This window comes from Micromonospora sp. NPDC050276, assembly GCF_044459545.1.
GTDB lineage: Bacteria > Actinomycetota > Actinomycetes > Mycobacteriales > Micromonosporaceae > Micromonospora.
Window position 1 is genome coordinate 174,624 of sequence record NZ_JBITJA010000010.1, and the last position, 23,686, is coordinate 198,309.

Genomic DNA, 23,686 nt, shown 5'->3' on the forward strand with positions numbered 1-23,686 from the left:
AGCGGGTATGGGTGTTCATCGCTGGTCCGCTGGTGGGTTGGCGCGCGCTTGCGAGTCCGCATCCAGGCGTCGGTCAGTGCGTCTCCACTCACCGGCGCGATTGTTCGGTAACAGGAGGACACAGATGTCCGAGACCTTGGCCGCCGACGGCGGCGGGCTTTCCCTTACCGGAAGCAATGTCACCTACGTCGTCATCGCCGCGGTTGTCGCGTTGGTGGCGCTCGGTTTCGCTGCCGCCCTGACAAAAACGGTGCTGGCCGCTGGTAAGGGCACCGAAAAAATGCAGGAGATCTCGGGGGCGGTCCAGGAGGGCGCCTCGGCCTACCTGCTTCGCCAATTCCGCACCCTGGCGATCTTCGTCGTGGTCGCCGTCGTACTGCTCTTCCTGCTGCCGGTGCACGACACCGACGGCAGCGAACTCGCGGTGAAGATCGGCCGCTCACTCTTCTTCGTGGTGGGCGCGCTGTTCAGCGCGTTCATCGGCGGTGCCGGCATGTGGCTGGCCACCCGAGCCAACCTGCGGGTGGCCGCCGCCGCGAGGGAGCGGGTAGGCGGCCGCGAGGCGGCCATGAAGATCGCCTTCCGAACCGGTGGCGTGGTCGGCTTCTTCACCGTCGGCCTCGGCCTCCTCGGTGCGGCGGTGGTCGTCCTCGTCTACCGGGGTGACGCGCCCACCGTGCTGGAGGGTTTCGGCTTCGGCGCCGCGCTGCTCGCGATGTTCATGCGGGTCGGCGGCGGCATCTTCACCAAGGCCGCCGACGTCGGCGCCGACCTGGTCGGCAAGGTCGAGCAGGGCATCCCCGAGGACGACCCGCGCAACGCCGCCACCATCGCCGACAACGTGGGCGACAACGTCGGTGACTGCGCCGGTATGGCCGCCGACCTGTTCGAGTCGTACGCGGTCACGCTGGTCGCCGCGCTGATCCTCGGTCGCGCCGCGTTCGGCGAGGAGGGCCTGGTCTTCCCGCTGATCATCTCCACCATCGGCGTGCTGATCGCGATCGTCGGCGTCTTCATCACCCGGCTGCGCGCGTCCGACCGCAACGGCCTGACCGCGATCAACCGGGCGTTCTACCTCTCCGCGGTGCTCTCCGCGGTGCTGGTGGCGATCGCCGCGTACGCGTACCTGCCGGCGACCTTCGGCGAGTTCGACAGTGGTCTCACCGACGCCACCGGCAACCCGCGACTGGTCGCCATCGGCGCGGTCGTGATCGGCATCGTGCTGGCCGCCGCGATCCAGGCGCTGACCGGCTACTTCACCGAGACCAACCGGCGGCCGGTGCAGGACATCGGCAAGAGCTCGCAGACCGGCGCGGCGACGGTGATCCTTGCCGGTATCAGCATCGGGCTGGAGTCGGCGGTCTACTCGGCGCTGCTGATCGGCGCCGGCGTCTTCGGCGCCTTCCTCCTCGGCGGCAGCTCCATCACGCTGTCGCTGTTCGCGGTGGCGCTGGCCGGCACCGGCCTGCTCACCACGGTCGGCGTGATCGTCGCGATGGACACCTTCGGGCCGATCTCCGACAACGCCCAGGGCATCGCCGAGATGTCCGGCGACATCGACGAGCACGGCGCTCGCACGCTGACCGAGCTCGACGCGGTCGGCAACACCACCAAGGCGATCACCAAGGGCATCGCGATCGCCACGGCGGTGCTCGCCGCGACCGCGCTGTTCGGCTCGTACACCGACACGCTCAGCAGCGCGTACGCGACGGCTGGCGTGGGCGACGTCGGGGGGGAGATCCTCAACTCGCTGAACGTGGCGAACCCGCGCAACCTGGTCGGCCTGATCATCGGTGCGGCGGTGGTCTTCCTCTTCTCCGGGCTGGCCATCAACGCGGTGTCCCGCTCGGCCGGTGCCGTGGTGATGGAGGTCCGCCGGCAGTTCCGTGAGCTGCCCGGCATCATGGACGGCACCCAGCGCCCGGAGTACGGCAAGGTCGTCGACATCTGCACCCGGGACGCGCAGCGTGAGCTGATGACCCCTGGCCTGCTCGCCATCCTGGCGCCGATCGCGGTCGGCTTCGGCCTCGGGCCCGGCGCGCTCGCGGCGTACCTGGCCGGGGCGATCGGCGCCGGCACCCTGATGGCGGTCTTCCTGTCCAACTCCGGTGGGGCCTGGGACAACGCCAAGAAGTTGGTCGAGGACGGCGCGTACGGCGGCAAGGGCTCCGAGGCGCACGCCGCCACGGTCATCGGCGACACCGTCGGCGACCCGTTCAAGGACACCGCCGGTCCGGCGATCAACCCGCTGATCAAGGTGATGAATCTGGTCTCGCTGCTGATCGCCCCCGCCGTGGTGGCCTGGAGCGTCGGCGACGATCGCAACGTCGGCCTGCGGGTGACCATCGCGCTGGTCGCAACGGCGATCATCGTGGCGGCGGTGGTGTTCAGCAAGCGCAAGGGCATCGCGATGTCCGACTCCGACGTCGATGGCAACACCGGCGCGGGCAGCACCGATCACCGTCCGGAGACGGTCAACGCCTGATCCACCACCGACCCGGGGTCCCCGGTCGACGTACCGCGTCGACCGGGGACCCCGGCCGTCCGGCCCGGTGCCACACCTGGCCAAAGGCCGTACGCTGCAACGCATGCGTACGTGCCGGGCGTCTGCCGCCGGAAAGCTCACGGTGGTCCTGGCCACGATCGTCGTCCTCGCCGGCTGCGGCGGGGGCCCCAGCCCACGGGCCTGGGCGGCCTCGGTCTGCGGTGCGCTCACCCCGTGGCGTTCCGAGATCAGCAAGTTGACCAGCAGCACCGATGAGCAGATGACCGCGCAGACCACGCCGGCGCAGGCCAAGGAGAACCTGGTGCGGCTCTTCGGTGGGGCGGAGCAGGCCAGCGAGACCGCGCGCCGCAAGGTGGAGCAGGCGGGCGTCCCGGAGACCGACAACGGCGAGGCGATCTCCGCCGGTTTCCGCAGCTCGCTGGGGAAGATGCGGGACGCCTACGGCCGCGCCCGGGACACCATCGACGGCCTGGGCATCGGCGAGCCGACCGTCTTCTACGACGGCGTGCGGGCCGCGGTGGAGACGCTCAACAAGGAGTACGACGCCAGCGCGCTGGACACCAGCAAGCTCAACTCCGAGGAGTTGAAACAGGCATTCAACGAGGTGCCGGAGTGTCGCTGAGCGGGCTCGGTGACACCGGGGAGGCACCGTCGCCCCCGGCGCTGTTTCCCGCGCCCGAACCCGACGCGCCCGTCCCCGCGCGACGCCGCGGTAGCTCGTCCCCGAATGGCTCGCATCCGAGCGACGGCGCGGGTCGGCAACTCGTCTTCTTCGGCGCGGAGGCGGCCGAGCCCACGGTCGCCGACCTGGCCGGGCTGCTCGCCGGGCCGGGCGAGGTGGTCCGGATGGGCGGCACCGCCCGGCTCTGGGTGCAGGTGGACGCCGCCTGGCGGGTGCACGTGCTCGTCGCCGAGCTGGCGTCGCGCGGGCTGGCGGCGAGCTGGGAGCCGACCGAGGACGAGCGACACGCCGTCCGTACGTCGTACACCCGGATCTTGAAGCCGCTCGCGGCGGCCTGGCTGGATGGTCCGACGAAACGCCCGCCGGCCGCCTTCCACCTGACCGGTCGGCGGTTGCGACTGTGGGTCGCCGCCGCCGGGACGCCGGATCCTCCCGACGGCTTTCTGTTGCGGCTGGGCGCCGACGGCCAGGAGTGCTGGGAGCCGATCGGGAGGGCGCTCGACGCGGCCGGACTCGCCGGAACGCTGCTGACGTCGGGGGAGGCTGGCCCGGCCTACCGGATCACCGGACGCCGCCGATTGGCCCGGCTCACCGAACTGGTCGGCGACCCACCCAGCGCAGCGCCGGTCGACGCCTGGCCGACCTGACCCCGACCCGCGGTGCGTCGATCATGGAGTTGTGGTGGGGGGCATACCGCTCTCCCGGGGCTAAAACGCCCACCACAAGTCCTTGATCGACCCGGCTGGGCGGCGGCCCGGAGGTGGGCGGGTGGGTGTCTGGTGTTGGACAGCGGTCGGGTTGATCCAGGCGGAAAACGGGCGGGTCGGACCTCGGTCGTCGGTCCGCCATCGTCACAGTGACCCGCTTCGAGCCCTACCCACGGTGTACGGTGGCGCCGTCCGACAGTGCCGAAGCGGTTTGCGGCCCGCAGAACCCGAAACGCGGGCGGCGCGTTACGTTGGACATCCGGACCGCCGGTGCGACGGCGGGGTCGAAAGCGGTCGCTGTCCGAGCGCCGGCAGGCTACGAGCAGGAGTGAGGTCGGGGAGAGACGTGCCAAGCAACGCTGGAACCACCCGTCTGGTCATCGTCGAGTCACCGGCGAAGGCCAAGACGATCTCGGGCTACCTCGGCCCGGGGTACGTCGTGGAGGCCAGCTTCGGTCACGTCCGCGACCTGCCGCGCAACGCCGCCGATGTGCCGGCCAAGTACAAGAAGGAACCCTGGGCCCGGCTCGGGGTGGACGTGGACAACGGCTTCCACGCGCTCTACGTCGTCTCCGCCGACCGCAAGCAGCAGATCAGCAAGCTGGTCAAGCTGGCCAAGGAGGTCGACGAGATCTTCCTGGCGACGGATGAGGACCGCGAGGGCGAGGCGATCGCCTGGCACCTGGTCGAGACGCTGAAGCCCAAGGTCCCGGTCAAGCGGATGGTCTTCCACGAGATCACCAAGCCGGCGATCCAGGCGGCGGTGGCCAACCCTCGCGAGATCGACCGCGATCTGGTCGACGCCCAGGAGGCCCGCCGGATCCTCGACCGCCTCTACGGCTACGAGGTCTCCCCGGTGCTGTGGAAGAAGGTCATGCCACGGCTCTCGGCCGGCCGGGTGCAGTCCGTGGCGACCCGCATCGTGGTCGAGCGGGAGCGGCAGCGGATGGCCTTCCGCACCGCCGAATACTGGGACATCCTGGCCACCCTCGCGGTCGCCAACGCCGGTGAGGGTCCGCGTGCGTTCAACGCCACCCTGATCGCGCTGAACGGCGACCGGATCGCCACCGGTAAGGACTTCGAGCCGACCACCGGTCGCGTCCGGGCCGGCGCTGGCGTGGTGCACCTCGACGAGGGCGGCGCCCGGGGTCTCGCGGCCCGACTGGAGGGGCGGCCGTTCACCGTCACCCGGGTCGAGGAGAAGCCCTACCGCCGTCGCCCGTACGCGCCGTTCATCACCTCGACCCTCCAGCAGGAGGCGGCCCGCAAGCTGCGCCTGTCCTCGCAGCAGACGATGCGCACCGCGCAGCGCCTGTACGAGAACGGCTACATCACCTATATGCGTACCGACTCGGTCAACCTGTCGGAGACCGCCATCTCGGCGGCCCGCCGGCAGATCGTCGAGTTGTACGGCGAGCGCAGCGTCCCGCCGGAGCCGCGCCGCTACACCGGCAAGGTGAAGAACGCACAGGAGGCGCACGAGGCGATCCGTCCGGCGGGGGACAACTTCCGCACCCCGGGCGAGGTGGCCAAGGAGCTGTCCGCCGAGGAGTTCAAGCTCTACGAGCTGATCTGGCGGCGCACCATCGCCTCGCAGATGACCGACGCGGTCGGCTCCAGCGTGTCGGTGCGCATCCGCGCGGTCTCCACCTCGCAGGAGGAAGCCGACTTCGGCGCCACCGGCAAGACCATCACCGACCCGGGCTTCCTGCGCGCGTACGTCGAGTCCAGCGACGACGAGAACGCCGAGGCCGAGGACGCCGAGCGCCGGCTGCCCGCGCTGGTCAAGGACCAGCCGCTGACCGCCGACGAGCTGGCCGCGCAGGGTCACCACACCCAGCCGCCATCGCGCTACACCGAAGCCTCGCTGGTCAAGGCCCTGGAAGAGCTGGGCATCGGCCGCCCGTCCACCTACGCGTCGATCATGCAGACGATCCAGGATCGGGGGTACGTCACCAAGCGCGGCCAGGCGATGATCCCGACCTTCCTGGCCTTCGCGGTGATCGGGCTGATGGAGCGGCACTATCCCCGCCTGATCGACTACGACTTCACCGCCACCATGGAGAACGAGCTGGACGAGATCGCCGGCGGTGACCACGCCGCGGTCGACTTCCTCACCGCGTTCTACTTCGGCAGCTCCAACGGTGCCGGCGACCAGGACATCGCCCGCTCCGGCGGGCTCAAGAAGCTGGTCACCGAGAACCTCAGCGACATCGACGCCCGCAGCGTCAACTCCATCCCGCTGTTCACCGACGACGAGGGCCGCGAGGTCGTCGTGCGGGTGGGCCGGTACGGGCCGTACCTCCAGCGGGCGGTGCCCGGTGAGGCCCCGGCGACGCCGGCCGAGGGTGAGGAGAGCGCCGCCCAGGGCGACCGGGCGCCGATCCCCGAGGGCCTCGCCCCGGACGAGCTGACCCCGGAAAAGGTGCACGAGCTGTTCCTCGGCGGCAGCGGTGAACGCAAGCTCGGCGACGACCCCGCCACCGGCGAGCCGATCGTGCTCAAGTCCGGGCGGTTCGGGCCGTACGTGTCCAGCGGTGAGCGGAAGTCGTCGCTGCTGCGGACGCAGACCCCGGACTCGCTGACCCTGGAGGAGGCGCTCAAGCTGCTCAGCCTTCCCCGGCTGATCGGTGTCGCGCCGGACGGCGTCGAGATCTTCGCCAACAACGGTCGCTACGGCCCGTACGTCAAGCGGGGCGAGGAGTTCCGTTCGCTCGAGTCCGAAGACCAGATGTTCACGGTCGGCCTGGACGAGGCGTTGGCGCTGCTGGCCGCCCCGAAGGCTCGGGGACGGCGGGCCGCCGCACCACCGCTGCGTGAGATGGGCGTGGACCCGGCGACCGAGAAGCCGCTGGTGATCAAGGATGGCCGGTTCGGCCCGTACGTGACCGACGGGGAGTTCAACGCGTCGCTGCGGCGCGGGCAGACGCCGGAGGCGTTGAGCATCGAGGAAGCGTCCGAGATGCTGGCCGAGAAGCGGGCGAAGGGTCCGGCGCCGCGCAAGAAGGCGGCGGCGAAGAAGGCCCCGGCGAAGAAGGCCACGGCCACCAAGAAGACGGCCGCGGCGAGTAAGTCCACGGCTGCGAAGAAGACCACGACGGCCAAGGCGACTACGACGACGGCCAAGGCGACTACGACGACGGCCAAGGCGACTACGACGACGGCCAAGGCGACTACGGCGGCGAAGAAGGCGCCGGCCAAGAAGGCCGCCCCGCGCAAGGCCGCGTCGAGCACGGAGTAGGCCCGGATCTGCGAGATCTTGGAAGGAATCCGCCCCTGGAGGGGCACTATCCTTCCAAGATCTCGTTGTTATCCACAGGGGCTGCTGGCGGAGTTGCTGATCGGGAGACTTGACGGTTATGAGTCTCCGGAGGGCCTCGTCACCGGCTGCCTGGGGTCGCCGGCTGCCTCGCGATGACGCGGACGAGCTGACCTGGCTGCTCTTCCATCAGGAAGATGTGGTGAGCCTCGACCAGGCGCGGCGGCACCTGTCGACCAAGGCCATCCGGCATCGGGTGGCGACCGGGATGTGGCGTCAGGTTCATCGAGCCGTGTTCATCGCGCACAACGGCCCGGTCAGTGCCGGCCAACTCCGGTGGGTAGCCGTCCTCGCCGCAGGGCCGCAGGCGATCCTGGGCGGCCTGACCGCAGCACGGGCTGGTGGCCTCAGCGGTTTCCCCGGCCGCCCGATCCACATCCTGCTCCCCGCCTCCTGCCGGCGTGGCTCGCTGCCGCCAGGTGTACTGGTGCACCGGACCACGACATTGACAGATCGAGACGTGCTGGCGGTCGGTCAACCTCGACGGACCATGCCGGCTCGTTCGATCGTGGACGGCGCGCAGTGGGCCGGCGATGACCAGCAGGCGCGGGCGATCGTCGCCGCTGGTTTCCAACAGCGGATCGTGGCCGGCGATGACCTGCACCTGGTCGTCGAACGGCTGCCCCGGGTCCGTCGTCGCCAGCTGATTCTGGCCACGGCTGCGGACGCCGCAGGCGGTGCCCACTCTCTGGCAGAGCTGGACTTCCTTGGTCTGATCCGTCGTGCAGGGCTGCCCGAACCGAATCGTCAGAAAGTCCGTTGTGACTCGACCGGGCGACGTCGCTACCTGGACGCCTATTTCGAGCAGTGGGGAGTGCATGTCGAGATCGACGGCGGGCAGCATCTCGATCCGCGTGCGTGGTGGGCGGACATGCGTCGCCAGAACGATCTGTGGATGGTCGGCGACCGCGTACTCCGGTTCCCCGCCTGGGTGATCCGCGCTCACCCGGACGAGGCTCTCCGTCAGATCCTGGGGGCGCTGCGGGCGGCCGGATGGAGCGGCTGAAGGGCCGTTACGCGCCGAGGACGTGGTTCAGGTGGGGGTTGGTGAAGACGCGGTTCGGGTCCAGGCGGTCGCGGACGGCCTGGAAGTCGGCGAAGCGGGGGTACGCCGTAGCCAGCGAGGCGGCGTCGCGGTAGTGCAGCTTGCCCCAGTGCGGGCGACCGCCCAGCCCGGCGGCCACCGCCTCGAAGGCTTGGAAGTACGGCTCGTACGGCATGCCGACGTACTGGTGCACGGCGATGTAGGCGTTGTCCCGGCCGTAGCCGTGCGACAGCCAGATGTCGTCGGCGGCGGTGAATCGCACCTCCACCGGAAAGAGCACCTTGAACGGTAGGCCGTCCACGATCCGCTGGAGCGCGGCGAGCGCCTCGGGCAGCGCCTCGCGGGGCAGGCCGTACTCCATCTCCACGAAGCGGACCCGGCGTGGGGTGCAGAAGACCCGGTCGGAGCGGCCGGTGTACCGACGCTCGGTGAGTGCGCGGGCGGAGACCGCGCTGATTCCCGGGGCCAGCGCGGGCACGGCCCGGCCGAGTCGGCAGGCGCCGGCGAAGACGCGGTTGGACAGGAAGTCGTCGTCCAACCAGCCGCGCCAGCGCGACAGCGGCCGGTCGTTGGCGGGTACCCGGTCGTTGGCCTTGAGCTGGACCCTGGACGTGTACGGGAACCAGTAGAACTCGACGTGGTCGTGCCGGTCGATCAGCTCCTGCAGTTCGCCGAGCACGTCGGCCAGTTGGGCCGGGCGTTCGTGGGCGCGCAGGACGAAGGCGTCCACGCAGCGCAGGGTCACCTCGACCAGGACGCCGAGCGCGCCGAGTGACACCCGGGCGGCGGCGAGGACGTCGGGGTGCTCGTCGGCGGAGCAACGCAGCACCTCGCCGGTGCCGGTGACCAGGGTGATCACCTCGACGAAGGTGGACAGGCACCCGTAACCGGCCCCGGTGCCGTGGGTGCCGGTGGAGATCGCCCCGGCGACGGTCTGCGCGTCGATGTCACCGAGGTTGGGCAGCGCGAGGCCGTGCCGGGCGAGCAGGCTGTTGAGCGCGTGCAGGGTCATTCCCGCCGGTACGGTGACGAGCCGGTGCGCGACGTCCACGCTGACCAGGGTGTCCAGCTCGGACAGCTCCATCCGACGGTCGTCGGCGAGCGCGACCGCGGTGAACGAGTGGCCGCTGCCGGTCACCCGGATCCGAGCGCCGTCGGCAGTGGCCGATCGGACGGCTGCTACGACGTCGGTCGGCGAGCCGGGGCGCAGGATCGCGGTGGCACTGCCACGCTGGTTGCCGGCCCAATTGGACCATCGAGCGGTGAGCGGTGCGGTGCCGGCCATGCGCGCTCCTCATTCATGAATATGAACTGACTTCATATCAGGAACGTTCTAGCTGGTAAATACCGCAATTGCGATCCGCTCGTTGTACCGGTAGTCACGGACTCGTGACGTGGAGATATGTTCATCCGTCGAAGGGGGGTGGCGCAGAGTGTCCACACCAGCCGCCACGACCGGGCCGCTGCGCCGCGTACCGGTGCAAGGTCGAAGTGTCGCGCGGGTACAGCGCATGTTGGATGCCTGCGCCGAACTCGTCGACGAGGTGGGGTACGAGGGGCTGACCACGACCCTGCTCGCCGAGCGGGCCGAGGTGGCGATCGGGTCGGTCTACCAGTTCTTTCCGGACAAGCGGGCGATCGTGCAGGCGCTGACCCTGCGCACCATGGAGTCCTACCTCCAGCGCCTCGACGAGCGATTCGCCTCCGACGAGATGACCCACTGGTGGGACGGCGTCGACGCGGGCATCGACGAGTACATCACGATGCACCGCACCGTTCCCGGCTTCCGTACCCTGCACTTCGGCGACGTGGTCGACCTGCACCTGCTGGACGAGCAGCGGGACAACAACGGCGTGATCGCCGACCAGTTGGCCCGGGTGCTCACCGAGCGTTTCGGGCTTACCGACGTACCCAAGCTGCGCTTCGTGCTGGAGATCGCGGTCGAGGCGGCGGACGCGCTGATCAAGCTCGCGTTCCGGCGTAAATCCGACGGTGACGAGCGGGTGCTGCTGGAGGCGAAGGCACTGATCCGCGAGTACCTGCACCGCCAGGTCGACGGCCCGGACAATGGCCGGTCCACCGCCGGCAAGCAGACTCAGGCGGCCCAGCCCGCCTGAGTCGGCGCGGGGCGTGGGCTTCGGCCGGGGCCGGCCTCCGGCCTCAGAGGAAGGCCTGCCCCTCACCCCGGTAGGTGGGGACGGTCGCCACGACCTCGTCCCCCTCGATCAGGTGCAGCTCGTTGACCCGTTCACACAGCTCACCGGCCTTGGCGTGGCGGAACCACACCCGGTCGCCGACGCGCAGATCGGCCGCCGCGGTCCCGGAGAGCGGAGTCTGCACCTCACCGGCGCCCTCGGTGCCGACCAGCTTCAGTCCCGCCGGTAGCCACGGTCGGGGCAGCCGGCTGTCGGCGGCCGGGCCGGAGGCGATCCAACCACCGCCGAGCACCGTCGCCAGCTCTGGCGTCGGTCGGCGGACCACCGCACAGGCGAAGAACGCCGCCGGGGTGGGCCGCCAGGCGCGGTACGCGTCGAACAGCGTCGGCCCGTACAGGCCCGATCCCGCGGTGACCTCGGTGACCGCGGGATCGGCGCTGGTCGCGGCCACACTGCCGGTGCCGCCGCCGTTGACGAACTCCAGGTCGGCGTGCTCGCGTACCGCGGCGACCGCCGCACCACGGCGGGCCAGCAGCTCGCGGTACGACCCGCGCTGGGCCAGCCTGATCGCGCCGGCCAGCAGCGCCCGCCCCGGCGGCGCGTCGCCCAGGCCGGCGATCTGCGCCTCGTACGACATCAGCCCGACCAGCCGGAAGCCGGGCCGATCGGCGACGGCGGCGGCGAGCGCGCCGGCGGCCCGAGCGCTGTGCACCGGTGAGCGGCGGACGCCGACGTGCACCCCGCGCAGCGGTCGCCAGGAGGCGTCCAGATCCAGGCAGAGCCGTAGCTCGGTGCGCTGACCCGGGGGCGCGACGGCGTCGATGAGGTCGAGTTGGCCGGTGCCGTCGATCATCAGGGTGATCGCGGCGGCGAGCGTCGGATCGGCGCCCAACTCGGCGAGCGCGGCCCGATCCGCGCTCGGGTACGCGACCAGCACGTCGTCACTGACGCCGGCACGGACCAGCCAGATCGCCTCGGGCAGGGTGAACGCCATCACGCCCTGCCAGCCGGGCCGCGCGAGGGCTCGACTGATCAACTCCCGGCTGCGGACCGACTTGCTGGCGAGGCGGACCGGTTTGCCGGCGGCGCGATCGGCCAAGGCGACCGAATTGGCGTCGAAGGCGGTGAGGTCGACCACCGCATACGGGGGGTCGAGATGGGCGGTCGCCCGATCCAGGCGCTCGCGAAGTTTGTCGCTTTCGATGGCCACGTGTGCACGCTAACTGTCTGACGGAGAATGCGAAATACCCTCGCGTACGTCCGGGCTGCGGCCGGTACCTTCGGCGGCCTAGGCTCAGCGAGCAGGAGAATGTCGCCCGGGGGGTGGCCCCCCACCGGGTCTAGAGTGTTGCACCGGAGGTGCCCAGCGATGGGCCGGCACGTGGAGGTACGGCCATCGAAAGCCAGAACAGCGGCGAGTCGCCCCGCGTGTCGCGCTCAAACGACCAGTCGGGCAGCGCCGCCAACCCGTCCAGTGGTGGTCAGGTAGATCCGTCCGGTTATGCCGCCATCCGGTCGGTGCTGCGCATCCAGCCGTTCCGCCGGCTCTGGATCGTGCTCGGCGCGGCCTCCTTCGGGGACTGGCTCGGCCTGCTGGCCACCTCCGTCTTCGCCGCCTCCCAGGTCCAGGGCAGCACCGCGAAGGGCGCGGCCTTCGGTGGCGTGATCGCCATCCGGCTGCTGCCCGCGCTGGTGCTCGGGCCGATCGCCGGCGTCCTCGCCGACCGCTTCGACCGCCGCTGGACGATGGTCATCTGCGACCTGCTCCGGTTCGTCCTGTTCGCCTCGATCCCGATGGTGGCGCTCGCCGGCGCCAGCGGCGCGGTGGTGGTCCTGTGGGCGACCGTCGCCACCTTCCTGATCGAGTCGGTCACGCTGATCTGGATCCCGGCCAAGGAGGCCGCGGTCCCCAACCTGATCCCGCGCGCCCGGCTGGAAGCGGCCAACCAGCTCACGTTGATCACCACGTACGGCCTCACTCCGATTCTCGCCGCGGTCGTCGCCGCGGTGCTCGACCGCAGTGTCCGTGCCGTGGCCGGTGGCGACCTCGGCTGGGCGGAGCCCGCCCAACTCGCGCTCTGGGTCAACTCCTTCTCCCGGCTGGCCACCGCCCTCGTGGTGGCATTCGGGATCAAGGAGATCAGCCAGGCGCAGACCGGCGAGCGGGAGCGCACCGAGCAGAGCATGCGGCGCCAGTTCGCCGAGGGCTGGAAGTACATCGGTCAGACCCGGCTCGTCCGCGGCCTGGTGCTCGGCATCTTCGGCGCGTTCGCCGGTGGTGGCATCGTGATCGGCACGGCGAAGTTCTTCGCCGCCTCGCTCGGCGCGGGTGACGCCGCCTTCTACCTGCTCTTCGGTGCCATCTTCATCGGCCTGGCCGTCGGCATCGGCCTCGGCCCGATGGTCGTCAAGGAGATGTCCCGGCGCCGCTGGTTCGGCATGAGCATCGTGCTGGCCAGCGCCGCCGTGATGACCCTCGCCTTCGCCATCCACCTGTCCATGGCGATCGTCGGCGCGGTGCTGGTCGGCGCTGGCGCCGGCATGGCCTTCCTGGCCGGCACCACCCTGCTCGGTGGCGAAATCAAGGACGAGGTACGCGGCCGGGTCTTCGCCGTGGTGCAGATCGGCACCCGGCTGGTGCTGATCCTGGCCATCGGGCTGAGCAGCCTGCTGGTCGGTGTCGGCGGCTCCCGCAAGTTGACCATCGCGGACCTCGGCATCTCCGTCTCCTCCACCCGACTGCTCCTGCTCGCCGCCGGTGCCGCCGGCATCTTCGCCGGGATCAGCGCGTTCGGTCAGATGGACGACAAGAAGGGCGTCCCGGTCCTGTCCGACCTCTGGGGCTCGATCCGGGGCCGCCCGCTGATGCCCTCCGAGCCGTTCGTCTCCGCCGGGCTGTTCGTGGTGTTCGAGGGTGGCGAGGGCGCCGGCAAGTCCACCCAGCTCACCGCGCTCGCCGAGCGGCTGCGTGGCCAGGGTCGCGACGTCGTGGTCACCCGCGAGCCGGGCGCGACCGCGGTCGGCCAGCGGATCCGGTCACTCGTGCTGGACACCTCCGGTGACGACGCGCCCTCCCCTCGGGCCGAGGCGCTGCTCTACGCCGCCGACCGGGCGCACCACGTGGCCACCGTCGTCCGGCCCGCGCTGGTCCGGGGCGGTGTGGTGATCAGCGACCGGTACGTCGACTCGTCCCTGGCGTACCAGGGCGCCGGCCGGACGCTGCCCGTCGACGAGGTCTCCTGGCTCTCCTCCTGGGCCACCGGCGGGCTCAAGCCCGACCTGGTGGTGCTGTTGGACGTCGAGCCGCACACCGGTCTGTCCCGGGTGGCCGCGCGCAACGCCGGCGCCGACCGGCTGGAGGCCGAGTCGGTCGCCTTCCACGAGCGCGTCCGGTACGCCTTCCTCGACCTCGCCGCCGCCGACCCGAAGCGCTACCTGGTGCTCGACGCGTCCCGGCCGGCCGACGAGATCACCGGGCAGGTGGTCCGCCGCGTCGAGGAGATGCTCGGCAAGCCGGGCGGCATCGTGCACCCCCGGCCGGCGCAGGGCCCGGACACCTCGGTGCAGCCTGAGTTATCCGACGCGGAGCTGGTGACGATGGAGCACAAGACCTGATGACAGACGTCTTCGCCGACCTGGTCGGCCAGGACGAGGCGGTGGCCGAGCTGCGCCGGGCCGCCGCCGCAGCAGCCGCCGTGCTGCGTGCTGGCGCGACCGACCGGGCGCCCGCGTTGATCGCCGCCGGCCCGACCGGCGACGAGAAGTCCGCGTCCGCCGCCGGTGGAATGGATCCGTCGGCCGGGATGACGCATGCGTGGATCTTCACCGGGCCGCCCGGCTCGGGTCGCTCGGTCGCCGCACGGGCGTTCGCCGCCGCACTGCAGTGCGTGCACGGCACCGGCTGCGGTGACTGCCCCGGCTGCCACACCACGATGGGCGGCACCCACGCCGACGTGCGGATGGTGGTGCCGGAGGGGCTCTCCATCGGCGTCGGCGAGATGCGCGCGCTGGTGCTCCGCGCGGCCAGCACCCCGTCCGGCGGGCGCTGGCAGGTAGTGATCATCGAGGACGCCGACCGGCTCACCGAGGCCGCCGGCAACGCACTGCTCAAGGCGATCGAGGAGCCCCCGCCGCGGACGGTCTTCCTGCTCTGCGCCCCGTCCACCCACCCGGACGACATCTCGGTGACCATCCGGTCGCGCTGTCGGGTCGTACCCCTGCGGCAGCCGCCGGCCGCCGCGGTGGCCGAGGTGCTGGTTCGTCGGGACGGCATCGCGCCCGACGTGGCGCAGTGGGCGGCGGCGGCCGCGCAGGGCCACGTGGGTCGGGCCCGCCGGCTGGCCCGCGACCCGGACGCCCGCAAGCGTCGCGAAGCGGTGCTGGCGGTGCCCCGCCGGTTGACCGGTGTCGGCGCGGCGTTCGACGCGGCGTCCGCGCTGATCGAGGCGGCCGAGGCGGAGGCCGAGGCGTCGGTCACCGAAGCCGACACGACCGAGCGGGCGGCACTGGAGACCGCGCTCGGCGCGGGTGGCACCGGCCGGGGCGCGGCCGGCGCGATGCGGGGCGCCGCCGGGCAGCTCAAGGAGTTGGAGAAGCGGCAGAAGTCCCGGGCCACCCGGGCCCAGCGGGACGCACTGGACCGGGCGCTGGTCGACCTGGCGGGCTTCTACCGGGACGCGCTCACCATGGCGCTGCGCGCCCCCGTCGCCCCGGTGCACACCGACACGGCCGCGCTGGCCGGCGCCGGCGCGCAGAAGTGGGACGCCGAGGGGTCGCTGCGTCGGCTGGAGGCCGTGCTCGCCTGCCGCGCGGCGATCGAGGCGAACGTCAAGCCGCGGATCGCGGTCGAGGCGATGATGCTCGCCCTCTGGAAGGGCTGACCCCCAGCTTTCGGCCGTTGTCCACAGGCATCGACAGGCCCGATTGCGGTGCGGTACGGTCCGGTGTGCCGTGGTGACGGTGACAGCACGCTGAGTGAGGAATCACCCGGGAGGAGTTGGCCGATGCCGCGGGGGGAGATCGACGAAGCCTGGATCGAGGAGGCGGTGCGCCGTTACCGCCGGATCGAGTCCCTCCAGGCCGAGTTCGACCAGGCGGTGTCGACCGTCGAGGTGACCGTCCGGTCGCCGGACGGCCTGGTCGAGGTGGTGGTCACGGCCGGTGGACGGATCACCGACGTCCGGTTCCTCGGGCCGCTGCACACCCGCAGCCCGCGAGACGTGGCCGGCTCCGTGCAGGCCGCGGTCACCGCGGCGGCCGACGCCGCCGAGTGGGCCCGGGAGAAGCTGCACAACGAGACGTTCGCCGCCTACCGACCGCTCGCGGGGGCCTGAGATGGACACACTGCGCGCGCTCGCCGCCCGGCTCGACGAGGCGAGCGCCACGCTTACCGTCGTGTCGCACACGGTCACCGCCAGCGACCCGGCCCAGGCCGCGTTCGGCGCCGACGCGCCGGGCCGTCCGGGCGAGATCGGTCGGGCGCTGCACCGGCAGTGGGCCACCGCCACCGACGACCGGTCCCGGGAGGCCCGCGCCGCGGCCGGTCGACTGGCCGCGGCCGCGGCGGCGGTCCGGGAGGCCGCCGACCGCTACGCCGAGGTCGACCGGGCGGCCCGCCGCCGGCTCGCCGGGGAGCCGTGATGGACGCCCTGGACCGGCTCGCCGAGCCCGGCCTCGACCTGCTGCGCCGGGTGGACACGCTGATCGCGGCCGGCGTGCCCGAGGGGCACCGGGTCTGGCCGCTGCTGCGCCGCATGCAGGTGCTGCCCGGCGACGCGGTCCGCAGCTTCCTCGACCTGCACCCCGTGCCGCTCGCCAGCGCCGGGCACGCCGTGCGCCGGCTCGTCCGGGGGTACGACGACGTCTCCGCCGCGCTCACCGACGCGGTGCTCTGGTCCGGCCCGGCCGCCACGGCGTACGGGCAACAGCGGGCGGCGCTGCTGCGCCACCTCGACGAAGGGCCGGACAGCCTGGTCGGGCGGCTCGAATCCACCGCGGGTTACGCGGACGCCCTCGCCGACTGGGTGGAGGGCAGTCGTCTCGCCCTGGCCCGCACGCTGGCCGACGTGCTCCGCTCGGCCGAAGCGGTCGCCGTGGTCGCCGCCACCGCCACCGGTGCCTCGACGCGTCCCGGGCCGGTCGGGCCCGGGGTGGCCGACGCCGCCGAGATCGCCGCACGGGTGCTGGCGGTGCTCTGCGTCGCGTACGACGGTGCCGAGACGTTGCTGCGCCAGTGGGCGCCGAGCCTGGCCGAGACCGCGTGGCGGCCGCCAGCGGATGGGCGACCCCGCTACGACGAGCCCACCCGGGTCGGCTGGTAGGCGGGTCTCGATCCTGCCGGCCGAGGCCGCTGTGTCCCGGGCAGGCCACGGCGTCGCTCGCGGGCACCCGGCCTGAGCCGGCACCCACGGCGACGCCGTGGTCTTCCCCCTGCACCCCCCGCAGGTCTGCCTCCACTCAACGCCGCCAAGGCGCCTCTTGTCTCCTGCCCGGACCCGGATTCAACCGTCCGGGCGAGGAGCAACGGCACGACGGGATGCCCGGCAATGGGTCAAGTCGACGGTCATGGATGGCAGCGGGGCGTAGCCGGCCGGTGCGCTCTGCGCCGTGACCCGTCGTAGGGTGGGGGGATGGGCATGCTCTGCGCGGTCAGCTTCAACCGGTACGGGCGCCTCTACTACCTCGACCCGGGTGAGTTGCGTCCGCAGGTGGGCGACCGGGTGCTGGTGCCCACCGACGACGGGCCCGAGGTGGCGGAGTGCGTGTGGGCCGCCCAGTGGGTGACCGAGGACACCGACGGCTTCCCCCGCCTGGTGGGGCTGGCCGGCGACGACGACCTACGCCGCGACGAGGCGTTGCGTCGGCGTAAGGCGGAGGCGAAGGTGGCCGCGAAACGGCTGATCCGCTCGCACGGCCTGCCGATGAAGGTGGTGGCCGTCGACCATGTGCTGGGTTCGGCCGAGAACGGCGGTGAGCGCAGCACCGTGTACTTCACCGCCCCGCACCGGGTGGACTTCCGGTCCCTGGTCCGCGACCTGGGCGCCACCCTGCACTGTCGGGTCGAGCTGCGGCAGCTCTCCGCACGCGACTCGGCGCGGGTGCAGGGCGGCATCGGCTCCTGCGGTCGCGACCTGTGCTGCGCCACGTTCCTCACCGACTTCGAGCCGGTGACCATCCGAATGGCGAAGGACCAGGACCTGCCGCTCAACCCGCTGCGCATCTCCGGCGCGTGCGGCCGGTTGATGTGCTGCCTGAAGTACGAGCACCCGCTCTACCAGCGCTTCCAGGAGACCGCCCCGGCGGTCGGCAGCCGGGTCTCCACGCCCGAGGGTGACGGCCGGGTCGTCGGCCACAGCGTTCCGAGAGACGCGGTGACGGTACGCCTGGACGCGGACGGCTCCCGCTGCTCCTGCTCCCGCGCCTCCGTCTGCGCCCCCCGCCAAGCCCACGACCAGCACTACACCCCCTAACCCGGCCCCCACCCCCACCCCACCCGACCCTCCCGCCCGGGCATCCGCCCCGTTCCACGTTGATCATGAAGTTATTGCCATCTCGCGCGGCTTGTCGGAGCAATAACTTCATGATCAACGGGGGTGGGGCGGGGTGGGGCGGGTGGGCTGTTAGCGGAGGACTGTGGGGGGGTCGGTTAGGTGGGGGGATAGTGGCGACTTGGGGATCAGCCAGCTTTGGGTGGGAGACTGGTCGGGATTGACCCGCCAGTCGCGGGCGACCCGGTCCACTCCGATCGGGTAGATGGTCAGCGTTCCGTCCGGATCGATGCGCAGCCGCAGGAACGACTTGGAGTCCTCGATGCCCTGGCCGGCGAAGAGCTCGTTGACGTTCACTCCGAACGAGCCCGCCACCAGCAGATACGCCGCCACCAGTTGGCTGGCGACCAGACCGATCACCGGGCCGTAGAGCACCGCCGCCGCGGCTGCCGGCAGCGGCCACGGCCAGTCGTAGAACGGCAGCGCCAACCACGCCCAGGTGCCGGCCGCTCCCAGGGCCACCTGCGCCACGCCGTGGCCGACGCCGAGGATCCAGTGCCGGGCGTGGCGTTTTCCGCTCGCACTGGGCGGCTTGGCGAACAGGGCCGCCGCCACCACCGTCACCAGTACCATCACCACCAACGGGACGCTGAACAGCCGCTGGTCGGTGCTGTCGGCCCAGTTCGCCGTCGCGCCCGCCATGGCCAGCATCAGCAGGGTGTGCAGAATGCCGAGCAGCGTCGTGAAGCCGGGATTGCGGAACGGCAACCGGGGGAAGATGCCCCAGCCGTACCGTCGGGACCGCGCCGCGTCCGGGTAGCGGGCCACCAGGTCGTACGGCTGGGCAGTGCTGGCCTTGCGGGCCAACGTGTCCCGCGGTGGCACCTCGATGCGCTCCGGCAGCTTGTGCGTGGGGTAGAGATACGCGCCGCCCCCACCGCAGGTGATCAGTTGCCGGTCCGGTCCGGAATAGCGGGCGTAGTGGTGCAGGTCCCCGGAGAGCAGCAGCCGCACCCGCGCCCCGGTCGGGTCGATGATCGTGCGGATGAAGTAGTCGATCGAGTCGTACGCCGTGGGGTTGTCGGCGGCCTTGACCCAGGTCGGAGCCGGCGCGGCAATGATCACCTTGGACTCCGGCCCGAGCCGCCGGGCCGCCTCGTCGAAGTAGGCCAGCTGCGGGTCGTCGAGGTACGAGCCGGACTGGTCGTCCACGCCGAGCAACCACCAGTCGGCCGGCAGCTCTACCGCGAAGTACGACCGGGACTGCCCGGTGCCCCAGCCCGCGAAGTTGCGGTCCCGGGAACGGACGAACAACCGCAGGAACGCGGTGAGGCCGTCGTACCAGTCGTGGTTGCCGGGCACCGCGAAGAGGGTGGGCTTCTCGGCCGGCGCCACCGGCAAGGCGGCCTGGTAGGGGCCCTTGCACCGGTCCTCGTACGAGGCATAGGCCGCCGACGGGTACACCTGGTCGCCGCCCATCACCAGGGTCTGCGCCCGGGGCAGCCGGTGCCCGTCGAGCGTCAGCTCGGGCTGCGCCAGCAGGTACGCCACCGAGTACGTGGCGTTGAAGCCGTCACCCAGGTCGGCCACGTAGTCGAGCCACAGCCCGCCGTCCGGCCCGACCTGGCGGAACACGCCGTCGCCGAACGCGTTCTGCAACTCACGTTTGTCGAGGTACGCCCCGAAGAGCACCGCGAGCAGCGTCCGGATGCCGGTGCTGATCAGCAGGAACGGCGCCAGCCACGGCACCGGCCTGCGAGGGGTGAAGCCCAGCTCCAGCGGGTCGGTGCTGCGCGGCCGATGGGCGGCGCGTTCACCGGCCGGCGGGCGGTCAGGACGCTCCTGGTGGGGGGAATCGTCGCGTTCGTCGCTCACCCGCCGCAGCGTAGTCCCGGAGCTGATCATTCGCTGTCCGGTAAGCGTCCAGATGGCGGCCGATGTCCGGTTGCTGCGGGCGGGCGCGACAGGGGTATCCCGTTCGGTCGGTGCCGCCGGGGTGCCGTACACTTGCTGATCGTTGCCGCCTTAGCTCAGTCGGCTAGAGCGACGCACTCGTAATGCGTAGGTCGACGGTTCGATTCCGTCAGGCGGCTCAGGGCGGGGCCCTGACCAGCAGTCGCTGGTCAGGGCCCCATTTCCATCGATGGGGTTTTGAATTTCCCCTGAATAACCCCGATAACGCCTGCGTGCGACCATGTTCGACCGCCCCACGCGGCCCATGATCGCGTTGCTCGGGTCCGGTTGTCGCGTGACTAGCGACGAGCTTCAGGCAGGTCGGTGCCTTCGTTAGCCCTGGACCGGTATGGCAAGAGGGCCGCGCCGGCCCGGCGGCATATGCAGAAGGTGATCTTGGCTGCGCAGACCCAACGCAGTGCCTGAGCTATGGATCATCGTCGGCGTTGCCCTCTCCATCGACGGCGGCTGCACCGCCCGCTGACCGCGCCACCTGCCATCACGGACAAGGAAACCGATCGCGTGGGCGGTCAGATGTCAGGATGTGATTCAGAGGCACAGGTCCTCTAGCGTTTCCCAGAGCTGTCGTTCACGACTGGGGTCGTAGGACTCCTTGGACGAGGAGACTTCTCGTGTGCGGTCGATATAGGAACCTGAAGGTGCCGGGATGTGTCCGAGCGCGACGTCGGCGAGGTGTTGGCCGGCGTTCTTCTGGCTCGAGGCAATCGGGGTCAGCGTCATCAACGGCATGATGCGTCGCCCCACGAACCGGACGACTGCGCCTGCTTCGCGGCTCAGGCCGGTGCCGGGCACGAACCCGGGATTGTAGGCGACAATGTCGACGCCCTGTGGTAAACGTCGTGCGTACTCGTGGATGAGGTATATCGCGGCGAGCTTGCTGGTGGAGTATGCGGTCCCTCCCGCTGTGACGGTGTTCGGCTTCGGGAAGGCGCAGATTCGGGCCAAGGCAGCCGGGTCTTGCCATGACGGCGCGGGCATCATTCCCGCGTTGTGGCGGAAGTCGCCGAAGTGAGCGTCGCTGACGGTGAGAACGATCCGTGACGGTGCCTTGAATCGGTCCTGTAGAAGGCGGAGAAGGACGTGATTGGCGAGGACGTTGACGGCGAATGTCGCCTCGAACCCGTCCGGGCTCTTCGTGACGTTGTTCGTGTAGAGCAGGCCGGCGTTTCCGACGAATCCACGCAGCGGTGGTAGATGTCCCGTATCGAGCCGTTGGATCAGCTCGTGAGCCGTCGTACGGACGCTGCCCAGTGACAATAGGTCCGTCGGGATTGATGTCACGGCGCGTCCGCCTTGGCCAAGATGAGCGGCGAGCTTAGTTCCCGCGGCGCCGCGGGCTAGGAGCACGAGGTGCGCCTCAGGATCGCCTTCGAGGATGCGCTCGACGGCGACCCGGCCGAACCCCCGAGTCGCGCCGGTCATGACAATGGTGTGGGTCACAGAATTCTCCCTTGAAGACTTATGGACGTGCCCGATGCGTATCGCTTACTCACGAGAACGTTGGCGATCGCGTTGTCCGGATTCCTGAGGCGGCGGTGCACTTGGGCGAGTCGACGACTCGTAAAGGTGCTGCGACGGCGGTGCGGCAGCAGCCGCGTGCGGACCAGGCCAGGGACCCGGTTGACAGACCCGAGTACCGCACGGGCCCGTAGAGGGTCTGGACCGAGACGGTTTCCGAGGTTGTCGGCGGACGGGCCGATCGTGGCCGAGGTGCCGAAGAAGCCGGTTGCGCTCCCACCGGGGGCGGGGCCATGACGTGCATCCGGTGTCGCTTTGAAGACCGGGAACGGGCACATACCCGCGTTGTTGACGACGCGTCGAGCCGGCCGGAATGGTCGGCAGGCGCGGTCACAGCCTCAGCGACCGATGCCTCGTCGCGAACGTCGAGGGCCTGCACCATAAGTCGGTGAGGCTGGTCGCCGGCCCACTGGGCCGGGTTGCGCAGCGTCGCGACGACATTCCATCCTTCGGCGAGGAACTTCTCCACCATGCGACGGGCCGAAGCCCGACGAGCTGCCGTGGCGAGGGCGGTCTGTTTATGCCCACCTCTTAACTATGTGACGTATATTTACTTTGTATAGTCACGGTAGCGCTTCTGTGGTCGATCGTCAACACTGCCTTTTACGAGATAAAGTAAGCCGCATGTCACCCCGACCCTCCGCCTCCGAACGACTCGACCGCGAGGAGGTCCTGTCCACCGCTCTCGCCATCGCCGACACCGACGGACTCGACGCCGTCACGCTGCGCCGGGTCGCCGCCGCCTGGAACGTCACACCCATGGCGCTGTACTGGCACTTCAAGGACAAGGACGCGCTGCTCGACGCGCTGGTCGAACGGATCCTCGGCGAGGTGGACCTGACCGGCAGCGGCAAGGCCGACCTGCGTACCGTGATGACGGCTCTGCTGCGCGTCCTGCGCGCGCACCCCGCCCTCGCCGAGATCACGCCGCTCCGCTTCATGCGTACGGACCCCGGCATCGATCTGGCCGAGCGGGTCATCGCGCTGCTGCGCGCCGAGGGGCACTCGCCGGTGGCCGCTGCCCAGCTAAGCATCTTCCTGCTCAACGCGCTGATCGGGTTGGTGATCCGGCAGCCGGGTGACCCCGCCGCCGCCGACCCGGCCCTGCGGGAGTCCCTGCTCACGGCCAAACGCGCACGACTGAAGTCGCTCTCCCCCCAGGACTACCCCCATCTGACCGAAACCGCCGACTTCTTCCTCGGCCTGCCCGACGAGCAGGAGTACTACGAGCGAGGTCTGACCATGCTCCTCAACGGGGTATGTCTCACCTGACCGGTCACGGCCCCGGCGGTGTTAATTCAGCTATGCCTGAACCTGGTAACGGTTTGTTGGATGCGGTAGGACGGCGAACGCGCCGTCGCGATGGATGGCTGGCCGTGGACAGGGCCGCGGCCACCCGAGACGCCTCGCGTCGGCCCTGGTCGCGGGCTGCGGACACGAGCGCGGGCACGATGGATCGGTCCATCACGCTGGCCCCCTGCGCTCGTTTGGAGGCCGCGTCCCGCAGCAGCAGCTCCACCCGGCGGCCCGTACCCAGCGCTGCGCGCTGCTTGTCAATGCGCGCCCACGGGCCGATCGCGGCGGTGCTCGGCGCGAGGGCGATCACCGGTCCGTCGCCGGGGGCGAGGTCGAGGTTCAGGGTCGACCGCATGCCCCCATCCATGTAGCGGCGACCTTCGATGGCGACTGGAGCGGCGGAGGTCGGCATGGCGCAGCTCGCGGCGACGGCGTCCACGAGGGGTACGTCGTCGTGCCGGGTGATGGTGCGACTGGCACCCGACTCGGTGTCGACGACGATGATGCGTAGGTCCGCGTCCTTCCAGGCGTGGTCGGGCAGTCGAGCCTCGGCGATCCGACGGTGCCGCGACGGGTCGTCGATGCGCGCGGAGAGAGCGAGCCGCCCGAGGCGGCGAGCGGCCTGCTCGGGACTGCGGGCGAACAGTTGTGCCCGCGCGAGCCGGAGGAGGTCGAGGAAGCCGAGGGTGGCCGAGGTTTCGTGGGCAACGCCTTCGCGCTGGCGTTCGAAGAGTTCCGTCAGCGGCGTGCCGCTGCTGATCTGGGCGCCGACGACAGCTCCGGCGCTGGTGCCGACGAGGACAGCCTCCGGGGACACCGTCACTCCCTCATCCGCGAGGCCGGCGAGGATTCCGGTCTCCCAGGCGATGCCAGCCACTCCACCGCCACCGAGCACCCAGACGGGCCGCGCGTCGTCTGTCATCGGTCCCCCACTCGAATCGGGTTAACTGCTAACATCGTTCGCAGTTTTTAAGCTAGCAGGGGCCGGAGGAAGTT

19 protein-coding genes and 1 tRNA gene are annotated in these 23,686 nt (G+C 70.7%); 14 read left to right on the forward strand and 6 right to left on the reverse strand.

The genetic code is table 11. The annotated features are described in order from the left end of the window. Positions 1-124 precede the first annotated feature (124 nt). The 4 genes from ACIBF8_RS22945 (at position 125) to topA (ending at position 7,136) form a co-directional block, all read left to right on the forward strand. Complete coding sequence (locus ACIBF8_RS22945; RefSeq protein ID WP_396785447.1) at positions 125-2,485, forward strand: sodium-translocating pyrophosphatase; 2,361 nt, start codon at positions 125-127, stop codon at positions 2,483-2,485. A gap of 103 nt (positions 2,486-2,588) precedes the next feature. After that, positions 2,589-3,128 (forward strand): hypothetical protein, encoded by a 540-nt coding sequence (locus ACIBF8_RS22950; protein ID WP_396785449.1) that lies wholly within the window; start codon positions 2,589-2,591, stop codon positions 3,126-3,128. Continuing rightward, the gene (locus ACIBF8_RS22955) at positions 3,119-3,835 is read left to right on the forward strand and encodes a hypothetical protein (protein WP_396785451.1); all 717 of its coding nucleotides are present in this window, start codon (positions 3,119-3,121) and stop codon (positions 3,833-3,835) included. Before ACIBF8_RS22950 ends, ACIBF8_RS22955 begins: the two co-directional genes overlap by 10 nt. Positions 3,836-4,241: 406 nt before the next feature. After that, positions 4,242-7,136, forward strand: coding sequence for a type I DNA topoisomerase (topA, locus tag ACIBF8_RS22960; RefSeq protein WP_396785453.1), 2,895 nt, complete (start codon positions 4,242-4,244; stop codon positions 7,134-7,136). Positions 7,137-7,275: 139 nt separating this feature from the next. Here the strand turns inward: topA and ACIBF8_RS22965 are convergent, their stop codons facing one another. Then, a complete protein-coding gene (locus ACIBF8_RS22965) occupies positions 7,276-7,590 on the reverse strand; it encodes a hypothetical protein (RefSeq protein WP_396785455.1) in 315 nt (104 codons plus the stop codon). A gap of 51 nt (positions 7,591-7,641) precedes the next feature. Here ACIBF8_RS22965 and ACIBF8_RS22970 point away from each other — a divergent pair, with 51 nt between their 5' ends. Next, positions 7,642-8,220, forward strand: a complete 579-nt coding sequence (locus ACIBF8_RS22970; RefSeq protein WP_396785457.1) for a DUF559 domain-containing protein — start codon at positions 7,642-7,644, stop codon at positions 8,218-8,220. Between the two features lie 7 nt (positions 8,221-8,227). Here ACIBF8_RS22970 and ACIBF8_RS22975 read toward each other — a convergent pair whose 3' ends face one another. Beyond that, positions 8,228-9,544, reverse strand: coding sequence for a D-arabinono-1,4-lactone oxidase (locus ACIBF8_RS22975; protein WP_396785459.1), 1,317 nt, complete (start codon positions 9,542-9,544; stop codon positions 8,228-8,230). Positions 9,545-9,770: 226 nt separating this feature from the next. Between ACIBF8_RS22975 and ACIBF8_RS22980 the strand changes: the two genes are divergently transcribed. Then, positions 9,771-10,376, forward strand: coding sequence for a TetR family transcriptional regulator (locus ACIBF8_RS22980; RefSeq protein ID WP_396785461.1), 606 nt, complete (start codon positions 9,771-9,773; stop codon positions 10,374-10,376). 43 nt (positions 10,377-10,419) lie between these two features. On the opposite strand, the gene ACIBF8_RS22985 is transcribed toward ACIBF8_RS22980, so the two are convergent. Continuing rightward, positions 10,420-11,625, reverse strand: a complete 1,206-nt coding sequence (locus ACIBF8_RS22985) for an amino acid deaminase/aldolase (RefSeq protein WP_396785463.1) — start codon at positions 11,623-11,625, stop codon at positions 10,420-10,422. Positions 11,626-11,933: 308 nt separating this feature from the next. Here ACIBF8_RS22985 and tmk point away from each other — a divergent pair, with 308 nt between their 5' ends. From tmk to ACIBF8_RS23015, 6 genes are all read left to right on the forward strand, one after another. Further along, on the forward strand, positions 11,934-14,030 hold the full coding sequence (gene tmk / locus ACIBF8_RS22990) for a dTMP kinase (protein ID WP_396785539.1): 2,097 nt from the start codon (positions 11,934-11,936) through the stop codon (positions 14,028-14,030). Beyond that, positions 14,030-15,295 (forward strand): DNA polymerase III subunit delta', encoded by a 1,266-nt coding sequence (locus ACIBF8_RS22995; RefSeq protein ID WP_396785465.1) that lies wholly within the window; start codon positions 14,030-14,032, stop codon positions 15,293-15,295. Before tmk ends, ACIBF8_RS22995 begins: the two co-directional genes overlap by 1 nt. Positions 15,296-15,418: 123 nt before the next feature. Next, positions 15,419-15,748, forward strand: a complete 330-nt coding sequence (locus tag ACIBF8_RS23000; RefSeq protein ID WP_007454690.1) for a YbaB/EbfC family nucleoid-associated protein — start codon at positions 15,419-15,421, stop codon at positions 15,746-15,748. A gap of 1 nt (position 15,749) precedes the next feature. Further along, entirely contained in the window at positions 15,750-16,055 is a 306-nt protein-coding gene (locus ACIBF8_RS23005) for a hypothetical protein (RefSeq protein ID WP_396785467.1), read from the forward strand. Further along, the gene (locus tag ACIBF8_RS23010) at positions 16,055-16,735 is read left to right on the forward strand and encodes a hypothetical protein (protein ID WP_396785469.1); all 681 of its coding nucleotides are present in this window, start codon (positions 16,055-16,057) and stop codon (positions 16,733-16,735) included. The genes ACIBF8_RS23005 and ACIBF8_RS23010 overlap by 1 nt, the downstream gene beginning before the upstream one ends. Positions 16,736-17,044: 309 nt before the next feature. Beyond that, positions 17,045-17,884: a stage 0 sporulation family protein gene (locus ACIBF8_RS23015; RefSeq protein ID WP_396785471.1), complete on the forward strand. Its 840-nt coding sequence runs from the start codon at positions 17,045-17,047 to the stop codon at positions 17,882-17,884. Between the two features lie 150 nt (positions 17,885-18,034). Here ACIBF8_RS23015 and ACIBF8_RS23020 read toward each other — a convergent pair whose 3' ends face one another. Next, positions 18,035-19,777 (reverse strand): metallophosphoesterase family protein, encoded by a 1,743-nt coding sequence (locus ACIBF8_RS23020; protein WP_396785473.1) that lies wholly within the window; start codon positions 19,775-19,777, stop codon positions 18,035-18,037. A gap of 144 nt (positions 19,778-19,921) precedes the next feature. Between ACIBF8_RS23020 and ACIBF8_RS23025 the strand changes: the two genes are divergently transcribed. Then, a tRNA-Thr gene (locus ACIBF8_RS23025) sits at positions 19,922-19,995 on the forward strand. A gap of 409 nt (positions 19,996-20,404) precedes the next feature. Here the strand turns inward: ACIBF8_RS23025 and ACIBF8_RS23030 are convergent. Continuing rightward, positions 20,405-21,316 (reverse strand): SDR family NAD(P)-dependent oxidoreductase, encoded by a 912-nt coding sequence (locus ACIBF8_RS23030; protein WP_396785475.1) that lies wholly within the window; start codon positions 21,314-21,316, stop codon positions 20,405-20,407. Positions 21,317-22,018: 702 nt separating this feature from the next. Between ACIBF8_RS23030 and ACIBF8_RS23035 the strand changes: the two genes are divergently transcribed. Next, the gene (locus ACIBF8_RS23035; protein WP_396785477.1) at positions 22,019-22,666 is read left to right on the forward strand and encodes a TetR/AcrR family transcriptional regulator; all 648 of its coding nucleotides are present in this window, start codon (positions 22,019-22,021) and stop codon (positions 22,664-22,666) included. Positions 22,667-22,670: 4 nt separating this feature from the next. Here the strand turns inward: ACIBF8_RS23035 and ACIBF8_RS23040 are convergent, their stop codons facing one another. Beyond that, positions 22,671-23,612, reverse strand: a complete 942-nt coding sequence (locus tag ACIBF8_RS23040; RefSeq protein ID WP_396785480.1) for a patatin-like phospholipase family protein — start codon at positions 23,610-23,612, stop codon at positions 22,671-22,673. Between the last annotated feature and the right edge of the window lie 74 nt (positions 23,613-23,686).